Source organism: Aeromicrobium sp. Leaf291 (assembly GCF_001423365.1).
Lineage (GTDB): Bacteria > Actinomycetota > Actinomycetes > Propionibacteriales > Nocardioidaceae > Aeromicrobium.
The window spans coordinates 678,934-693,845 of sequence record NZ_LMNM01000002.1 but is presented as its reverse complement, the minus strand read 5'-3'; the positions used below and the strand labels follow the sequence as shown (position 1 = coordinate 693,845).

Sequence of the window (14,912 nt, the reverse complement as noted above, 5' to 3'; positions counted from 1 at the left end):
CTCCGGGAGCGCGTCAGACCAGGTCGAGAAAGCGATCGAACACCCGGGAGCCGAATTCCAGCGCGTCGACCGGAACTCTTTCGTCGACGCCGTGGAACAAGGCCGTGAAGTCCAGGTCACCCGGCAGGCGAAGCGGCGTGAAGCCGTACGACGTGATGCCGATCTTGTCCCACGCCTTCGCGTCGGTGCCGCCGGACATCAGGTAGGGCGCGATGTGTGCGTCGGGGTCCTCGGCGTGCAGCGCGACCGTCATGGCGTCGACCAGGTCGCCGCGGAACGGGTACTCCAGGGCGCGGTCGAGGATGTAGGGCTCCACGCTGACCCGGTCGCCGACGATCTCCTGCACGGCGGGCATGAAGGACTCCGCGTGGCCGGGCAGGTACCGGCCGTCCACGTAGGCGACAGCCTCCCCCGGGACCACGTTGTGCTTGTAGCCGGCCTGCAGCATCGAGGCGTTGGTGGAGTTGCGCAGCCCGGCGCCCAGCATGCGGATCGCCGGACCGACGTGCGCCAGGAGCGCGTCGGGGTCGTTCGCGTCGTCTCCGGTGAGCTCGGCGATCTTCGCCAGGAGCAGCTCCATGGACGGTCCGGGAGTCGCCGGCCACGCGTGCTCCCCGATGGCCACGAGCGCGTGGGCGAGGTGGGTGATCGCGTTGTCGGGCTGGCGCATGGACCCGTGCCCGGCCGTGCCCCTGGCCGTCAGGCGCATCCAGCTGATGCCCTTCTCCCCGGACTCGATCAGGTAGAGGCGCTGGCCGCCGACCTCGATCGAGAAGCCGCCGACCTCGCCGATGGCCTCGGTGCACCCCTCGAACAGGTCGGGGCGGTGCTCCACGAGCCAGTGGGCCCCTTCCCGTCCGCCCGCCTCCTCGTCGGAGGTGAACACGAGCGTGATGGGACGGTCCGGGACGGCGCCCGCACGCTGACGTGCCCGCACCACCGACAGCAGCATGGCGTCGAAGTCCTTCATGTCGACGGCGCCGCGTCCCCACAGGTAGCCGTCCTTGACCTCTCCGGCGAAGGGATCGACCGACCAGTCGTCGGCCTGCGCGGGCACGACGTCGAGGTGCCCGTGCACGAGGAGTCCGTCGCGGCTCGACGTCTGGTCGCCCCACCGGGCCACGAGGCTGGCGCGACCGGGCGCGGCCTCGATGATCTCGGACTCGATGCCCACCTCGGCGAGCAGCGTGGCGACGTGCTCGGCGGCCTTGCGCTCCCCGGGGCCCTTCCCGTCGCCGTAGTTCGACGTGTCGAGCCGGATCAGGTCGCGGCAGATGTCGAGCACCTCGGTGTCGACGGCGTACGGCGCTTCAGGAGTCCCCATGCGTCGATCCTAGGTGCGCAGCAGATGGTCGACCACGCGGCCGAAGAGCGCACGACCGGCGGCCTCCTCGACGCCGGCGGCGAACCGCGGGACGCCGAGCCAGTGGGCCTCCTCGCGCCACCGGACACGCGATCCCGACGTCGTCGGCTCGACCGACAGCTCGGCCCAGCCCTTGACCACCCGGCCACGCTTCTCGATGCGGCAGAAGGTCGGCGGCTCCCACGTCACGATGTCCATGACGTCGTCGAAGCCGACCGGTCCCACGGCCGTGCGCGCCACGAACCCCGTGTCGCTCGGCCTGATCCGTGTGAGCGGGACGACCTCGCCATGACGTTCCCAGTCGGTGAGCCGCGCGAACACGTCGGGCGGTGCCATCGGTACCTCGCGGACGACCTCGAAAGCTCCCACGGCACGATGGTAGGCACCAATGCCGGAAGGGGCACGATGGCCACCACGAACTTCAGCTCGGTCCAGGACGTCACCGAACGTCTGGCCGAGGTCGGCTACCTCGCATCGGACGCGGTGTCCACGACCGTCTACCTCGCGTCGGTGCTCGGCAAGCCACTGCTGGTCGAGGGTCCGGCGGGCGTCGGGAAGACCGACCTGGCGCGTGCCGTGGCCGAGTCGCAGGGCGCGGAGCTGGTGCGCCTGCAGTGCTACGAGGGCGTCGACGAGGCGCGTGCCCTCTACGAGTGGAACCACGCCAAGCAGCTGCTGCGCATCACGGCCGGGCGCGACGAGTCGTGGGACGAGGCGCGCACGGACGTCTTCAGCGAGGAGTTCCTCCTCCCCCGGCCGCTGCTCACGGCGATCCGACGGACGGAGCCCACGGTCCTGCTCGTGGACGAGACCGACAAGGCCGACGTCGAGATCGAGGGTCTGCTCCTCGAGGTCCTGGGTGACTTCCAGGTCACCGTGCCGGAGCTCGGGACGATCCGTGCCACGCGACGACCGTTCGCGGTGCTCACGTCCAACGCGACCCGGGAGCTGTCCGAGGCGCTGCGCCGACGCTGCCTGTTCCTGCACGTGGACTTCCCCGACGCCGCGCTCGAGCGGCGCATCGTCGCGCTCAAGGCGCCCGGCCTCGACGACGCCGTCTCGGAGTCCCTCGTGCGGGTCGTCAACGCCCTGCGCGCGCTGCCGCTGCGCAAGGCGCCGTCGGTCTCGGAGACGATCGACTGGGCGCAGACGCTGCTGGCGCTCGGTGGCCGGCTCGACGACGAGGCGGTCGACCAGACCCTCGGCGTGGTGCTCAAGCATCGCGAGGACATCGACAAGGCGCGCGACGCGCTCGACGTCCGCGCGGTCCTCGAGGCCTGAGCGGGCCCGGGACAGCCGTGTCGAACGACGAGTCGGGAGCGACCGCCGGTCTGGCCGCCGGGGAGGACCTGGCCGCCCGCCTGGTGGCCTTCGCCGGCGCCCTGCGGTCGAAGGGGCTGCGCATCGGGACCAGCGAGGTGGTGGATGCCGGCCAGGTGGCCACGGTGCTGGGGCTGCAGGACCGGACGCTCCTGCGGGAGGGGCTCGCCGCGGCCCTGATGCGGCGCAGCGGCCAGCGCGAGGTGTTCGACATGACCTTCGACCTGTACTTCCCCGCCGGGGTGGGTGTCTCGGCCGCCGTCGAGGAGCACGAGGGTCCCGTGGACGCCCAGGACCTGCGCGACCTCCTGGCCATGGCCCTGGCCGACGGCGACCTGCGGACGCTGGAGCAGGTGGCCGAGCTGGCGGTGGACGCCCTCGGCGTCGTGGGCAGCGCCGGCACGCGGACCGAGGGATGGTCGGCGTTCCAGACCCTCGACCGGCTGGCACCGCAGACGACGATCGCCGCGGCGCTCGGGCTCCGCGGGTCCGGGGGGCCGGGGAGCGGGTCCGCACGTGGGTCCGGGACCGGTCAGGGCTCGGCGGCGCCGCCCCAGGCGCCGGCCGAGGCGCCGTTCACCGACCGGCTCGAGCGCGACGAGGTGCGCCGACTGGTCGAGGCGTTCCGCCAGATGGTGGCCGCGGAGGCACGGCGACGCACGGCCGAGTCGCGGGGGCGTGACGTCGTGACCCGGCACGCGGTGCGCTCCACGAGCGACCACATCGACTTCCTGAGTGCCAACCGTCAGCAGCTGGAGGACCTGCGCTCGGCCGTCGGCCCCCTGGCCCGGCGGCTCGCCACCCGGCTGTCCGCTCGTCGCCGAGCCGCGCGCCGAGGTCGGATCGACGTCCGGCGCACCATGCGGCGCGCCATGGGCACCGGTGGCGTGCCGATCGTCCCCGTGCACGCGCGGCCCCACCCGGGTCGTCCGGAGCTGGTGCTGCTGTGCGACGTCTCCGGGTCGGTGGCCGGATTCTCCGCCTTCACGATGCTGCTGGTCCGCGCACTGAGCGACCAGTTCAGCAAGATCAGGGTGTTCGCCTTCGTGAACGCCACGGCGGAGGTCACCGACATCGTCAAGGACGGCGGAGACCTTGCCGATCGCATCGCGCAGGAGGCACGCGTGACCTCGTGGCACACCTCCAGCGACTACGGCGAGGCGTTCGCCGACTTCGCCACGACCCACCTCGAAGCCGTCGGACCACGGACGAGCGTGCTCATCCTGGGAGACGCCCGCAACAACAACCAGCCCTTGGGACTTCCGGCCCTGGCCGCCGTGGTGGACCGCGCGCGACGCACCTTCTGGCTCAACCCCGAGCACCCGTCCCGCTGGGGCCTCGGCGACTCCGTGGCGCCCGAGTACGCCGAGGTCGTGCCGATGCACGCCTGCAGCACGATCGAGCAGCTCGAGTCCTTCATCGGCCGACTTCTTCCGGCCTGAGTTCTCGACCTCGAGAAACTCGCCCGGGTTTATCCGGGTCCTTTTCCGATCAATTCTGAACTTTGTCGGGACTAAAGTCCCGAAGTGTGGTTGAGTCGGCGCAGCGTGGTGGGCGGATGGGAGACCGCAGCACCGCGTCTGGGAGAGAACAACAACACACACGAGGTGGCATGCCATGGGAGAACGCACCGTCACCGGGATGTCCGCAGCACGACGGGGATGCGTCGTGCTGATCTCGGGGATCGTCACCGTGGGGGTGCTCGGCACCCCCGCGGTGGGCGGTCAGACCAGCGAGGCGCCGACGTCGGCGACCGTCTGGACCCCCACGACGGCGGACGTCGTCCGCAACCACGACTTCCGGCAGGGCCGCGCGTACTGGTACCCCAACGCGGGGGCTCGTCTGAGCGTGGGCTCGTCGGGGTCGGCCAGGTCGCTCGCGGTCACCAACACCTCGCGCCGCACGAAGTCGATCAACGTGCGCAGCGGCGTGAGCCCCACGACCTTCGCCGCCGGCACCCGGGTCACGGTCTCGGCCCAGGTGCGCGCCAGCAGCAGCGCCGGCCGGATCGCCCTCCGCGCCCAGGAGCACGCCGCCGTCGCGTCGGCCCCTCGCTGGCGGACCAGCCCGCTCGTGAAGAGCTCGGTGCGCTACCGGACCCTGACGACCACCCTCACGATCGGGCGTGACGACAGCCGCATCACGGTGCGGGCGTTCAACCTGAAGGCCAAGGGCCGCCAGCACCTCTTCGTCCGCTCCCTGAAGGTGACCGTGGTCGAGCCGCCCGCGAAGCCGGGCGAGTGGATCCCCAACCCGGGCTGCACGTCCGGCGCCACGGGGTGGACCCCGTCGGTCAATGCCAGCGTCACCGCGCTCTCAGGCGCCGAGCCCGCGTGCCAGGTGCAGACCCGGTCGTCCGGTGACGACGTGACGGCGACGTCGCGGACCTCGACCGAGTCGGTCAGGTCGGCGGGCTCGCTGGTGCACGTGGCGAGCCAGGTCGACGTCGCCGGGTCCGTGAGACCGGTGCGGATGACGCTGCAGGAGGTCGCCCCGGACGGCTCGATCCTCCAGTCGTTCGCCGGTGTCCGCGACTCCGCCGGTGCGTGGGTGTGGCTCGGCGCGCAGCTGCGCACCGAGCGCGCCGGCAGCCGCATCCGCGTCGTGTACCGGGGCGACGGCCTCGCGGCCGGCGAGGCCCTGCGCTTCCGGCGCGCCACGGTGACGGTCACCGATCCGGCAACGACGCCCACGCCCACCCCGACGCCGTCACCCACCCCGACGCCGTCACCCACCCCGACGCCGTCACCCACCCCGACGCCGTCACCCACTCCGACGCCGTCACCCACCCCGACGCCGTCACCCACCCCGACGCCGTCACCCACTCCGACGCCGTCACCCACTCCGACGCCGTCACCCACTCCGACGCCGACGCCCACCCCGACGCCGACGCCCACCCCGACGCCGACGCCCACCCCGACGCCGTCACCCACCCCGACCCCGACACCTGAGCCGACGCCTCCGCCGAGCACCTCGACGCAGACGTGCAACGACCTCAACGTCCCGAGCAAGCGGACGCTCGCGTTCTCCGACGAGTTCACCGGCACGAGTCTCGATCCCGGCAAGTGGCGGGTGCGGGACAAGACCCACCTGTCCTTCGACGCCGCGTACCTGACGAAGGACGCGATCGACGTCTCGGACGGCACGATGACGATCGAGGGCCGACGTCGCAGCAGCGCCGCGACGGTGAGCACCGGCATCAGGGAACGCTGGTACGACACCGGCTACATCGACACGATCGGCAAGTTCTCGCAGAAGTACGGCCGTTGGGAGATGCGCGCGAAGCTGCCGACCGCCCACACGATGACGCGCGGTGTCTGGCCGGCCTTCTGGCTCCGCGGTGACAGGACCAACGGAGAGATCGACATCATGGAGGCGTACGGAGGCGAGTCCATCCAGCGCTGGAACCCCGCGGGCTCGTACACGACGACCCTGTGGGAGGACACCAACCTCGGCAAGCAGCGGGGCGAGTGGTACTCCTGGGCCCACACGAACTGGGCGTCGAAGTCGCCCGGCGTGTACTCGGACTTCCACACCTACGGCTTCAACTGGACGCCCGACTGCATGCAGTTCACGTACGACGGCCAGGTGCTGTCGACCATCCCGGTCGAGGAGGTGCCCTGGGCCGAGAGCGCGTTCGACAGCCCGTTCAACATCCGTCTGAACATGCAGGTCGGCTCGTCCTACTGGGGCATGCCCGACCAGCAGTACACCAAGGACGCCTTCGACTACGTGGTCGACAGCGTGAAGGTGTACCGCATGAACCCCTGAGCGGCCTCGGCAGCCCAGGTCCCGCCGCCCGGCGGCGTGCGTCGACCCTCTCGGTCCGGGAGGGTCGACGCGCCGCGTCCGGAGCGGACGACGCGCGCCGTGTGGAGCGACCACGCACGATGGCGATGGGCCCGTCCGCCTCCGCGTCGGGTCCTCCCCCACCGAAGGATCTCCGTGACCACTGACGCTCCTGCCCGCCGTGCCCTCGTCGTCGGTGCCTCCGGCATCGTCGGCCAGACCCTCGCCGCGACGCTGGCGGCCGATGGCTGGCAGACCTTCGGCCTCTCGCGCAGTGGCCGTGCGCCCGACGGCGTCACGCCGGTGGCTGCCGACCTCGGCGATCCCGACGGCCTGGTGCGAGCGCTGGAGGGCGTCGACCCGCAGCTCGTCGCCATCACGGCGTGGACGCGACAGGACACCGAGGAGGAGAACATCCGGGTGAACGCGGGTGCCGTGCGACACCTGCTGGCTGCCCTCGCGCCGTCCGGCTCCGTGCAGCACGTGGCCCTCATGACGGGGCTCAAGCACTACCTCGGCCCGTTCGAGGCCTACGGGACGGGCGAGGTCCCGGACACCCCCTTCCGCGAGGAGGAGCCGCGCCTGGACCACCCCAACTTCTACTACGCCCAGGAGGACGAGCTCTTCGCGGCGGCCGAGCGCGACGGCTTCACGTGGAGCGTCCACCGCTCGCACACCGTCCTCGGCTTCGCCACCGGCAACGCCATGAACCTCACGCTCACGGTCGCGGCCTACGCCGCCTTGTGCCGCGAGCTGGGGCTGACCTTCGTCTTCCCCGGGTCGCAGCAGCAGTGGGACGGTCTCACCGACGTGACCGACGCGGACCTGCTCGCGGAGCAGATCGTCTGGGCGGCGACCCACGACGCGGGTCGGGACCAGGCGTTCAACATCGCCAACGGTGACGTCTTCCGGTGGCGGACCCTGTGGCCGCGCATCGCGGAGCACTTCGGCGTCCCGTGGGAGGGCTTCGAGGTCGAGCCGCGCCCGCTGGAGGTGGCCATGGCCGGCATGGAGGACGCATGGCGCGACCTCGCGGAGAAGCACGGCCTGGCGGAGCCCGACCTCGGCCGTGTGGCCTCCTGGTGGCACACCGACGGCGACCTGGGACGCTCGATCGAGTGCGTGACCGACATGAACAAGAGCCGCGCGGCCGGCTTCCTGGGGTTCCGTGACACCCGTGAGAGCTTCTTCCACCACCTCGAGCGCTACCGCGAGGCCCGGATCATCCCCTGAGCCCGTCCCGGCGGCCCTGAGTGCGAGGTCACACGTGAAGGACTGCATGGTTCGGGGCGGGGTGGGCACGTCGTCCCCATGACCCACGACAAGGACGACACAGCAGCCGAGGCCCGCGAGGGCCTGCTGGACAACATCGCCGGCAAGGCCAAGGAGGTCGTCGGTGCGGTGACGGGCCGTGACGACCTCGCCGAGGAGGGCCAGCTCCAGCAGGCCGAGGCCGCCCACCGCAAGGACGCCGTGGCCGAGAAGGCCGTCGCCGACGCCAAGCGCGAGGAGGCCGCTCGCGAGCTCCGGGAGACGAACCACGAGGCTGCGGCGCACCAGGAGGCCGCGAACGACCAGGCCGACGCCGCCCAGCGTGCCGTCGACCGTGAGCGCCAGGAGCAGCACGTCGCCGCCGAGCACGAGGCGGCGCAGCAGGAGGCGGTCGGGCGTCAGGCCGCCGAGCAGCGCGCCGAGGACCTGGCCGAGACGGCCGTGGGCGACGCCGAGGCGCTGGCCGCCGACGCCGCCACCACCGAGCGTCAGGCCGCCGAGGACCGAGCGCGTCTCGAGCGCGAGGCCGACGCCGCCGCACGACAGGCCGCGCAGCTGCGCGACCAGGACCCGAGCCAAGGATGACCATGATCAGCACCCTCATCGCCCTGCCCTACGCAGCAGCACGACTGCCCCTCACCGTGATCGACCGGGGACTGACGTCGCGCCTGCCGGAGTCGTCGGCCGTTCGCCTGACGGTGGACCGCACGATCGGCACCGCTGACCGCGCGGCCGGGACGCTCCTGCACCACGACGCCCTCGCCGCGCGCGGGACCGCCCGCATCGAGCGGGTCGACGCCCTCGTCGAGGCCGCCCGCCTCCAGAAGCAGGCCGACGAGCGTCGCGCGGCGGCCGAGCGCGTCGCCGCAGACGGTCGCCGCGAGGCCGAGCGGAAGCGTCAGGCGGCCGCCGAGCGCGTCGCCACCGGCGCCACCGAGGCGACGAAGGCGGAGGAGCAGGGCAAGCAGCAGGCCACACGGAAGGCCCAGGCCAAGGCGTCGGAGAAGAAGGTCGCCGCCGACGAGGTCGCCGCGCGCCGCACCGAGACCGTCGAGCAGCGCAAGAAGCGTGTCGCCACCGCGGCGGAGGCCAAGAAGAAGGCGGCCCGGACGAAGGCCAAGGCCGGCCTGGACGAGGCGAAGAAGGCCAAGGAGGCCGCCACCGAGGCGCACGCCGACGCCGAGGTGCTGGACGACCTCGTCGAGGCCAAGAAGGACGAGCGCACGCAGGACTGAGCGCGAGCGCGGGCGCCCCTGACGACCACGGTCGCCAGGGGCGCTCGTGCGTGCGGCGCGCAGCGACGTGCAGGATCTGCTCCGAGCCGTAGGCTCGGAGGCTCGCGCCCGATCGGACGCGCCGCATCCGCGGCGACCTCTCGCCGGAGCCGACCACCAGTGAGGGACGCCCATGTGCCGAGTTCTCGCCTACATCGGGCCGGAGGTCCCCGTCGAGAGCCTGCTGCTCACGCCGGAGAACAGTCTGGTCAACCAGTCGCTCGACCCGGAGCGTCACCCGCAGCTCCAGCTGGCCGGGTGGGGGTTCGGCATCTGGAGCGAGCACCTGCTGAAGCCCGACGAGCCCCTGCTCTACCACCGGCCGATGGCGGCGTTCTACGACGACAACGCGCCCGGCATCGTCCCCAGCCTGCAGGCCAGCACGCTGCTGGCCCACGTGCGGGCCGCCAACTACGACGCGAGCTGCGTGCTGGCCGACGAGAACTGCCATCCCTTCTCGTTCGACGGCGCCCCGTGGATCATCGCCCAGAACGGCGACCTGCCGGGCTGGCAGCTCCTGCAGCGTGAACTGCTGCAGCACTGCAAGGACGAGTTCCTCAGCCAGATGCGCGGGACCACCGACACGGAGTTCCTGTACGTCCTGCTGCTCTCCCTCCTGAAGGAGGACAGCGACGACGGCGTGCAGCTCGCGGTGGAGGAGCTGCTGCGGCTCGTGGCCAAGGCGATGGAGACCCTCGACCTCCCGGCTCTGACCAAGCTGAAGATGGCGCTCGTCGCGCCCGGACGCATCATCGGCGTCAACGCCGGGCTCGGGCACCAGGGCGAGACCGCGCCCGAGGGCGACTGGCGGGAGCTGCGCAAGGCCGGACCGGGTACCGACGACTTCGCGCTGTCGATGCTGCTGGAGCCGATGTACCTGTCGGCGGGACGCGACTTCGAGCACGATGCCGGGACCTACGGGTTCGGGCAGTACTCGCCCGAGGAGGCGACGTCGGCCATCTTCGCCTCCGAGCCCCTGACCGACGGCGAGGACGACTGGTCCCACCTCGAGTTCGGCCACGTCGTGTTCCTGCGCACCACCGACGAGGGGATCAGCCAGGACGTCCGCGCGCTGTCGGTGTAGGCGACGAGGCTCCTGCGATCGGCACCGTGAGTTCCGGTCCTCACCGGGTACGTGCCCGGTGGTGCCCGCGCTCGTGGGCGCCCTCCAGGCGCCGGGCCCGGTGCCCTGGACCCAGCCAGCGGAGGTCGACACCATGGAACTCCAGCAGCTCTTCTCCACGATGGCGGTGGAGCTGAGTCCGCAGACCGACACGGAGGCTCTCGAGAGCATCGGGCAGTACGCCTGTCGGGCCGTGGACGCCGACGACTCGGGCATCCTGCTCCTGCGAGCGCGCGGACGGATCGAGACTCCGGTCAGCACCTCACGCGTCGTGAACGAGGCGCACGCCCGACAGGCCGAGCTGGACGAGGGACCGTGCCTCGACGTGGTGCGCACCGACACCTCCGTCCTCTTCACCGGCGACGCGGCCCACGACCCCCGGTGGCCGCAGTGGGGTGTCTACGCCGAGGACCGCGGCTACTCCAGCTCCCTGAGCGTGCGCCTGGCCGTCGGCGACCGGCGCTACGGCTCCTTGAACGTGTACGCCCGGCGCCGCGACGCCTTCAGCACCAGCGACGTGGACGCCCTCAGCGTCCTCGGGGCCCACGCGTCCGTCGCCCTCGCCGCGGCGCAGGAGCGCGCCCACCTCATGCGCGCCGTCGACAACCGCACCACCATCGGACAGGCCCAGGGAGTCCTGATGACGGTCTTCGACATCGACGCCGAGTCCGCGTTCGCCTACCTCACGCGTCTCTCCCAGGGCCGCAACGTCAAGCTCAGCGAGGTGGCCGCCGAGATCGTCGATCGGCGCAGCGAGATCCGCTCCCGGTCCGAGGGCTGAGCCCGGACCCGCGGCGCCGACGCGACGGTACCGGAGCTCAGCGACCTCGGTGTCCGTTCGAGAACGCGTCGAGGACGGCGCGCTGCTCCTCGACCGGCAGCGGATGCATGAGCAGTCCCTCGACGGCGAAGACCCCCAGACGCGTCATCGCGGGCACTTGGGTCTCGGGAACGCCTGCGTGCCGCAACCCGTCGGCGAGGATGGCGTCCGTCAGCTCGTGGAAAGCGGAGTGCCACGCCTCGACCCTCGGGGACGAGGTGGCCAGCGAGTGCACGGTCGTCACCAGCCGACTCTGCCTGGTGAGGCGCTCGACGACCCACAGGAGCCGATCGGTCAAAGGCTGCTCGACGTGCTCCTCCGCGCCCTGGAGCGCCTGCCCCAGGAGATGGTCGAGGACCGCCACCAGGAGGGCGTCCTTGTCCTCGAAGTACCAGTAGATGGTCGTGGTGGTGACCCCGGCGGCACGGGCGACCTTGGCCATCGACGTGTTCTCGAACCCGTCGTCGGCGAACAGCGTCGCTGCTGCCACGACGATCTCGGTGGACTTCTCCTCGCGATCACGGGGGCGGCGGTTCCGAGGCATGCGTCACTGTATCTTGCACGCCGTTCAAGAACCAAGTACGTTCTTGATCGTTGTTCAAGACAGCAGCCGCCGCAGACGAGGAGCCCACCATGGTCGCGTCCAGCGACGCCTTCACGACGTCGGAGGAGTGGTTCGACTCCTCCGGCACCCGCTGTGCCGCTCGGGTGTACCGACCCTCCGGCGCTCCGCAGGAGCGTCCCGTCGTGGTGATGGCCCACGGGTTCGGGTCGGTGCGTGCGCTCCGGCTCTACGCCTACGCCGAGCGCTTCGTCGCAGCCGGGTACGTCGTCGTGGTCTTCGACTACCGCGGCTTCGGTGAGAGCGACGGCGAGCCACGACAGGTGCTGGACATCGCCATGCAGCACCAGGACTGGCGGGCGGCCCTCGGGCACGCCAGGTCCCTCGACGGAGTCGATCGCAGTCGCGTCGTGGCGTGGGGCACCTCCTTCGCCGGTGGCCACGTCATCACCATCGCCGGGCAGGGAGAGCCTCTGGCGGCGATCATCGCCCAGGTCCCCCACGTCAGTGGCCCCGCCGCTGTCAGGTCGACCGGGCTGCGCGCCGCCCTACGTGCCGTCGTGCCGGGCGTCCGCGACGTCGTCGGTGCTCGACTGGGCCGCGACCCCGTCTACATCGCGAGCGTCGACGTCCCGGGCCGCACCGCGATGATGACCTCCCCCGACGCCTACGCCGGGATGCTCCGGCTCGTGCACGAGTCCGGCCTGTCGGAGGACGCCTATCCCCGAACGGTCGCGGCACGCATCGCTTTGAGCATCGGCGCGTACTCACCTCGCCGCTGGGCGGCCGGCATCGAGTGCCCGGCGCTCGTCCAGATCGTCTCGCAGGACGCGATCACTCCCCGACGTGTCGCGGAGCGGGCCGCGGCCACGATCCGACGGTCCACCGTCCACGTCTACGACGGCGGCCACTTCGATCCCTACGTCGAGCCCCTGTTCGAGACGGTCGTCTCGGACCAGCTCGCCTTCCTCCTGCGACACCTACCCCCGACGCCGACCCGCTCGAAGGAGACCTCATGACCGTTCCCACCCGTACCGCACTCGTCACCGGAGCATCCGCCGGCATCGGTGCCACCTTCGCCCGCACCCTCGCGGCCGAGGGTCTGGACCTCGTCCTCGTCGCCCGACGCAAGGACAGGCTCGACGAGCTCGCCCAGGAGCTCACCGACGCCCACGGCGTGCGCTGCGAGGTCCTCGCCGCGGACCTGAGCGACCCGGGCGCTCCAAGGGCGATCATGGCGTTCGTCGAGGACCGGGGACTCGTCGTCGACGTCCTCGTCAACAACGCCGGCATGTCGGGCAGCACCGCCTTCGCCGAGACCCCGTGGGACTCGCTGGCTGCCGAGCTCCAGGTGATGGTGACCGCCGTGACCGAGCTGACGCACCTCGTCGTCCCGGGCATGAAGCAGCGGCGCTGGGGTCGGATCGTCAACCTGTCCTCCCTCGCGGCCTTCGCCCCGCCCGGCGAGAGCCTGCTCTACACCGGCATCAAGAGCTACGTCCTCGACATGTCCCAGGCGCTGGACATGGAGCTCAAGCCCTTCGGCGTCCACGTCACGGCGCTCTGTCCCGGGTTCACCCACAGCGAGTTCCACCAGACGATGGGAAGCGCGGAGGCCGCCTCCGCGCTTCCGTCCGTCCTCTGGCAGGAGCCCGAGGCCGTCGTGCGCGCGGGGTGGGCGTCGGTCAACGCAGGCAAGCCCGTGTGCGTGCCCGGCCTTGTCAACAAGGTCCTCTCCCACGGCATGCGGCCGGTGCCGTTCCGCCTCCAGTACGTCCTGGGCAGGACGTTCAACCCGTTCAAGCACTGAGGTCGCCGTCTGCGCCGGGCGGATGCGGAACGACGAAGGGACCGGCCCAGTGGGCCGGTCCCTTCAACGTGTCCGAGGGGGGACTTGAACCCCCACAGCCCTATCGGGCCACTAGCACCTCAAGCTAGCGCGTCTACCAATTCCGCCACCCGGACGTGGACCCTGAGGATCCGTGGTGCAGTCAGGAACTGTACCAGCCGGTCCGGGAGCGCCCAGCACCCCCACCCCTGCTCAGACGAGGTGGGAGACCGTGTGGATGACCAGGCCTGCGAGACCGCCGACGACGGTGCCGTTGATCCGGATGAACTGCAGGTCGCGACCCACGTGCAGCTCGACCTTGCGGGCCGTCTCGTCACCGTCCCAGCGGTCGACGGTGGCGGAGATGATCGTCGCGACCTCGCCTCCGTAGTGGTCGACCATGTAGGCGACGGCCTCGGAGACGACCCGGTCGCCGCGTGCCTGGAGGGCCTCGTCCTCCTGGAGGCGGGCGGCGAGGTTCTGCAGCTCCTGCAGCGCGCGGCGCCGCAGCATCCCCTCCTCGTCCTGCAGGGTGTCGATGAGGGCGCGACGCAGCGCGTCCCACACGGCGACGCCCGTGCGGGTGACCTGCGGCTGGTTGAGCATGCGGGTCTTCAGCCGCTCGAACTTCTGCTGGGTCTCGGCGTCGTCCTCCAGGTCGTCGGCGAGGCGGCCGAGCCAGCCGTCCAGCGCGCGGCGGGCGCGGTGGTCGGGCTGGCTGCGGATCTCGCTCACCCAGGAGACGGCCTCGAGGTGCAGGCGAGCGCCGACGCGCTCGTCGACCCACTGCGGGGTCCACCACGGTGCCCGCTCCCCCACGAGCGCGCTCACCTCGTCGGCGTTGTCGAGCAGCCACGCGTGCAGCTCGTCGAGGACGAGGTCGACCATGCCCACGTGGGCGCGCTCGGCCAGGACGTCGCCCAGCAGCTTGCCGGCCACCGGCGCGAGCGGCTCCTCGACGAGGCGCGGGATGATCGCCTCCTCCACGAGCGCGGCCACGTCCTCCGGTCGCACTCGGGTGAGGGCGTGGGCCGTGATCTTCGACCCCTCGCGCACCAGCCGGGCCGCGTGGTCGCCGTCGGCCAGCCAGACACCCGTGCGTCGGGTCAGCTCGGCGGACTCGAGTCGTTCCTTGACGACCTCCGGGCGCAGGAAGTTCTCCGTGACGAACTCCTGCAGGCTGGCCCCGAGCGACGCCTTGCGTCGCGGGATGATCGCCGTGTGCGGGATCGGCAGCCCCAACGGGTGGCGGAACAGCGCCGTGACGGCGAACCAGTCGGCGATCGCGCCGACCATGGCCGCCTCGGACGCGGCGTTCACGTAGCCCCACGCACCGTCGCGCTCCCGCGTCAGCAGGAACACGATCGCGGCGACCACGAGCAGCGACGTCGCGACGACCCGCATCCGGCGCAGGCCACGACGGCGCTCCTCGTCGGCAGCGGGGTCCGACGACAACGCAGGTCCGGTGGGGTCGGTCAGGGAGGTGCTCACGGGCCGAGCGTAGGTGAGCGCGAGGGCGTCGGCCGGTCGAGAGCGCCGAGTCGCTGATCACGCTGCGTAG

Annotated in this window: 14 protein-coding genes and 1 tRNA gene; 10 read left to right on the top strand and 5 right to left on the bottom strand. The window is 71.5% G+C overall.

The features are described 5' to 3' along the window. Window positions 1–13: 13 nt before the first annotated feature. Window positions 14–1,324 carry a M20/M25/M40 family metallo-hydrolase gene (locus tag ASF35_RS12955; RefSeq protein WP_055968175.1) on the bottom strand — a complete coding sequence of 437 codons (1,311 nt, stop codon included), beginning with the start codon at window positions 1,322–1,324 and terminating at the stop codon, window positions 14–16. Window positions 1,325–1,333: 9 nt separating this feature from the next. Further along, window positions 1,334–1,732, bottom strand: a complete 399-nt coding sequence (locus ASF35_RS12950) for an SRPBCC family protein (RefSeq protein WP_156364791.1) — start codon at window positions 1,730–1,732, stop codon at window positions 1,334–1,336. Window positions 1,733–1,768: 36 nt separating this feature from the next. Between ASF35_RS12950 and ASF35_RS12945 the strand changes: the two genes are divergently transcribed. The 8 genes from ASF35_RS12945 (at window position 1,769) to ASF35_RS12910 (ending at window position 10,922) form a co-directional block, all read left to right on the top strand. Further along, window positions 1,769–2,644, top strand: a complete 876-nt coding sequence (locus ASF35_RS12945; protein WP_055968169.1) for a MoxR family ATPase — start codon at window positions 1,769–1,771, stop codon at window positions 2,642–2,644. A gap of 17 nt (window positions 2,645–2,661) precedes the next feature. Continuing rightward, window positions 2,662–4,125, top strand: a complete 1,464-nt coding sequence (locus tag ASF35_RS12940; protein ID WP_082495503.1) for a VWA domain-containing protein — start codon at window positions 2,662–2,664, stop codon at window positions 4,123–4,125. A gap of 175 nt (window positions 4,126–4,300) precedes the next feature. Beyond that, entirely contained in the window at window positions 4,301–6,454 is a 2,154-nt protein-coding gene (locus ASF35_RS18095) for a family 16 glycosylhydrolase (protein WP_156368039.1), read from the top strand. A 174-nt stretch (window positions 6,455–6,628) separates the two neighbouring features. Beyond that, window positions 6,629–7,705 (top strand): SDR family oxidoreductase, encoded by a 1,077-nt coding sequence (locus ASF35_RS12930; RefSeq protein ID WP_055968163.1) that lies wholly within the window; start codon window positions 6,629–6,631, stop codon window positions 7,703–7,705. Between the two features lie 78 nt (window positions 7,706–7,783). Further along, window positions 7,784–8,329, top strand: a complete 546-nt coding sequence (locus ASF35_RS12925) for a hypothetical protein (RefSeq protein WP_055968160.1) — start codon at window positions 7,784–7,786, stop codon at window positions 8,327–8,329. Between the two features lie 2 nt (window positions 8,330–8,331). Further along, window positions 8,332–8,979, top strand: coding sequence for a hypothetical protein (locus ASF35_RS12920; RefSeq protein WP_055968157.1), 648 nt, complete (start codon window positions 8,332–8,334; stop codon window positions 8,977–8,979). 172 nt (window positions 8,980–9,151) lie between these two features. Next, window positions 9,152–10,102, top strand: a complete 951-nt coding sequence (locus ASF35_RS12915) for a class II glutamine amidotransferase (RefSeq protein ID WP_055968154.1) — start codon at window positions 9,152–9,154, stop codon at window positions 10,100–10,102. Between the two features lie 133 nt (window positions 10,103–10,235). Next, window positions 10,236–10,922: a GAF and ANTAR domain-containing protein gene (locus ASF35_RS12910; RefSeq protein ID WP_156364789.1), complete on the top strand. Its 687-nt coding sequence runs from the start codon at window positions 10,236–10,238 to the stop codon at window positions 10,920–10,922. A gap of 37 nt (window positions 10,923–10,959) precedes the next feature. On the opposite strand, the gene ASF35_RS12905 is transcribed toward ASF35_RS12910, so the two are convergent. Continuing rightward, complete coding sequence (locus tag ASF35_RS12905; RefSeq protein WP_055968147.1) at window positions 10,960–11,505, bottom strand: TetR/AcrR family transcriptional regulator; 546 nt, start codon at window positions 11,503–11,505, stop codon at window positions 10,960–10,962. 89 nt (window positions 11,506–11,594) lie between these two features. Between ASF35_RS12905 and ASF35_RS12900 the strand changes: the two genes are divergently transcribed. Together ASF35_RS12900 and ASF35_RS12895 are read left to right on the top strand one after the other, a co-directional pair. Then, the gene (locus tag ASF35_RS12900; protein ID WP_055968145.1) at window positions 11,595–12,542 is read left to right on the top strand and encodes an alpha/beta hydrolase; all 948 of its coding nucleotides are present in this window, start codon (window positions 11,595–11,597) and stop codon (window positions 12,540–12,542) included. Then, window positions 12,539–13,333: an SDR family oxidoreductase gene (locus tag ASF35_RS12895; protein ID WP_055968141.1), complete on the top strand. Its 795-nt coding sequence runs from the start codon at window positions 12,539–12,541 to the stop codon at window positions 13,331–13,333. The genes ASF35_RS12900 and ASF35_RS12895 overlap by 4 nt, the downstream gene beginning before the upstream one ends. Window positions 13,334–13,402: 69 nt before the next feature. Here the strand turns inward: ASF35_RS12895 and ASF35_RS12890 are convergent. Further along, window positions 13,403–13,488, bottom strand: a tRNA-Leu gene (locus ASF35_RS12890). Between the two features lie 76 nt (window positions 13,489–13,564). Continuing rightward, entirely contained in the window at window positions 13,565–14,842 is a 1,278-nt protein-coding gene (locus tag ASF35_RS12885; protein ID WP_055968137.1) for a DUF445 domain-containing protein, read from the bottom strand. Window positions 14,843–14,912 lie beyond the last annotated feature (70 nt).

Excerpts from the sequence above, each read along its gene's own strand:
- ASF35_RS12895 (WP_055968141.1), top strand. The coding sequence starts at position 12,539 with ATGACCGTTCCCACCCGTACCGCACTCGTCACCGGAGCATCCGCCGGC.
- ASF35_RS12905 (WP_055968147.1), bottom strand. The coding sequence starts at position 11,505 with ATGCCTCGGAACCGCCGCCCCCGTGATCGCGAGGAGAAGTCCACCGAG.
- ASF35_RS12900 (WP_055968145.1), top strand. The coding sequence starts at position 11,595 with ATGGTCGCGTCCAGCGACGCCTTCACGACGTCGGAGGAGTGGTTCGAC.
- ASF35_RS12945 (WP_055968169.1), top strand. The coding sequence starts at position 1,769 with ATGGCCACCACGAACTTCAGCTCGGTCCAGGACGTCACCGAACGTCTG.
- ASF35_RS12915 (WP_055968154.1), top strand. The coding sequence starts at position 9,152 with ATGTGCCGAGTTCTCGCCTACATCGGGCCGGAGGTCCCCGTCGAGAGC.
- ASF35_RS18095 (WP_156368039.1), top strand. The coding sequence starts at position 4,301 with ATGGGAGAACGCACCGTCACCGGGATGTCCGCAGCACGACGGGGATGC.
- ASF35_RS12910 (WP_156364789.1), top strand. The coding sequence starts at position 10,236 with ATGGAACTCCAGCAGCTCTTCTCCACGATGGCGGTGGAGCTGAGTCCG.
- ASF35_RS12925 (WP_055968160.1), top strand. The coding sequence starts at position 7,784 with ATGACCCACGACAAGGACGACACAGCAGCCGAGGCCCGCGAGGGCCTG.
- ASF35_RS12955 (WP_055968175.1), bottom strand. The coding sequence starts at position 1,324 with ATGGGGACTCCTGAAGCGCCGTACGCCGTCGACACCGAGGTGCTCGAC.
- ASF35_RS12920 (WP_055968157.1), top strand. The coding sequence starts at position 8,332 with ATGATCAGCACCCTCATCGCCCTGCCCTACGCAGCAGCACGACTGCCC.